The sequence below is a fragment of the Bartonella sp. AP20NXHL genome (genome assembly GCF_042196165.1).
Taxonomy (GTDB): Bacteria; Pseudomonadota; Alphaproteobacteria; order Rhizobiales; family Rhizobiaceae; genus Bartonella.
The window spans coordinates 1-1,919 of sequence record NZ_JBHIPV010000060.1 but is presented as its reverse complement, the minus strand read 5'-3'; the positions used below and the strand labels follow the sequence as shown (position 1 = coordinate 1,919).

The following is a 1,919-nucleotide window of genomic DNA, read 5'->3' as shown; positions in this document are numbered from 1 at the left end:
AATTATTACGAATCAAGAGTTCTTTTCGGGGTGGTTTTTTAGCAAAACCAGAGGTCCAAAGGGTCTCTAATTCTAAAAAGTCAAAATCCTTAAAGATCTCTCGAACCGCATCACAATCATTTAGACTCAAGACAAATTTGCCTTGTATGCTTTTGAGAACTTTTGCCATACTCACAAAATCATCTTCAACAAAATTCCCAGAGCTGTAACACTTCTTCTTCACTAGATAAGGCGGGTCTAGGTAAAATAAACTGTCGGGTGCATCAAATAGCTCGATAACCCGTTCCCACGACAAATTTAAGATTGTCGTATCAAGAAGCTTCTGTCTAACACGCCTCATCCTTGATAACAGCTTTTCGGGATTAAACTCTGCCGTTCTTTTCCTTCCAAAACTAAAAGAGACATACTCTTTTTTCCCATACATCACACAACGTTGGAGAAACAAAAAACGTGCGGCTCTTTCAACTTTGGAAAGGCTTTCTGGTTCAATCGCCGCAAGTTCAAAAAACAACTGTCTTGAACAAACAAACCATTCTAGTCGTTTGGCTAAATCATCAAAGTTATTTTGAACACATTGAAACAGGTTCGTGATCTCTCCATTCAGATCATTAATCACGGAATATTTTGCTGGTCTTTTATTTAGGAAAATAACACCAGAGCCTAAAAACGGTTCAACATAGGTTTCATGGTCAATATTATTTAAAATCGGTATAATTTTCTTACGCAGATAGTGTTTACCACCCATCCACGCAAACAATGTTTGTGTAAATTCTTGTTTCATCATATTTTTAAAGGAGAGATTTGATATTTAACTTTTGGTTAACCATCTTTTAAGATGTGAGAAGCTATTCTCTATGGCGTCCACAAAACGGGAAAAATCTATTACAAACATAAAGACAATAAAGGCTATCAATTTCATGATGCGTGACATCATCTTTAAACCTTGATAGGTCTCTATCATCTCGTGAAGGAGCTGTTGTTCTTTTTCTGTAAGATCTTTATCTTTGCTGCTTCGTTTCTTGACCATCTTTCCAACCACATAAATGGGCTCCCTGCTTGTTATGCTTCAAAATATCTCTTGCAAGGTTGGAACTGATGACCGCAACATCCTTATTATCCAAATAAATGGGCAACCAGCCACCACAAGAAACAGACCTATTTGCCGCGCACCCAACGAGAAAGTTCAGAGCGCACACCAGCATCACTTTTTTGATTAACTTCATTTTCCACCTCAAGCCGCGTTGTTGCTGTCTTTAAAGCATTCTCTGTTTGCTTTTGCCTTTCGCTTTGCTTGCCAAGGTGAAACGCCTTGGCTAAAGCCATAAAAAAAACGGCTAAAGCCGCTGTAAACATCAGAGAATATTTCTTTAGCCAAAAAATCATAAGCGTTGCTCCCGAAACCGCTTGGCGACAATCACTATGCCCGTTACAGCCGCTAAAACCATGATGCCTGCTAATGCCCATTGCACCGGTCCATTGCCTGCTAACAAGCCACCAAAACCAGAACAAGACCCTATAATCGGGGCAAGTGCTTCTATTTTAAGAAGTCCGGTTGCCGTTTTCGTTTCTACCCTTTGATAATTCGAAGAAACATAAGACCCTTTTACCCATAATCCTGCTTCTGCTGCTCGACGGTTGGCTAAACCCGCAAGAGGCTTCCCACCCACCTTATTCCATTTCTGTAATTCAACAGGTACGGCTTCATAATCCCCTTGATTAAGCTTCTTCAACAATGTTGACTTGCGAAAAGCAGCTGTTCCTACATTATAGCAAAATGAGACCAATGCCGCGAATTGGCAATCCGTTAACGAAACCGTGACCGATTCCTCTACCGTCTTCTCAAATTGCTTTAAGTCTTCACAAAGGATTTCTTCTGCTTGCTCTTGGCTAATACACATGCCTTTTTTGACAAGGGGGTG

The 1,919-nt window shown here is 40.2% G+C and carries 4 protein-coding genes; all 4 read right to left on the bottom strand.

Annotated elements, in window-relative coordinates:
* A partial coding sequence (locus ACFILL_RS09095) for a DNA adenine methylase (protein ID WP_375681099.1) occupies nt 1-784 on the bottom strand: 784 nt, incomplete at its 3' end.
* A gap of 24 nt (nt 785-808) precedes the next feature.
* Nucleotides 809-1,039 carry a hypothetical protein gene (locus tag ACFILL_RS09090; protein WP_273791210.1) on the bottom strand — a complete coding sequence of 77 codons (231 nt, stop codon included), beginning with the start codon at nt 1,037-1,039 and terminating at the stop codon, nt 809-811.
* A gap of 116 nt (nt 1,040-1,155) precedes the next feature.
* The gene (locus tag ACFILL_RS09085) at nt 1,156-1,383 is read right to left on the bottom strand and encodes a hypothetical protein (protein WP_012754703.1); all 228 of its coding nucleotides are present in this window, start codon (nt 1,381-1,383) and stop codon (nt 1,156-1,158) included.
* Nucleotides 1,380-1,919 (bottom strand): lysozyme (locus ACFILL_RS09080; protein ID WP_375643810.1); only part of this gene is annotated, 540 nt, incomplete at its 5' end. The genes ACFILL_RS09085 and ACFILL_RS09080, both read right to left, overlap by 4 nt.

Bases quoted from the DNA above. Each gene is read 5' to 3' on its own strand.
- ACFILL_RS09085 (WP_012754703.1), bottom strand. From the start codon at position 1,383: ATGATTTTTTGGCTAAAGAAATATTCTCTGATGTTTACAGCGGCTTTA.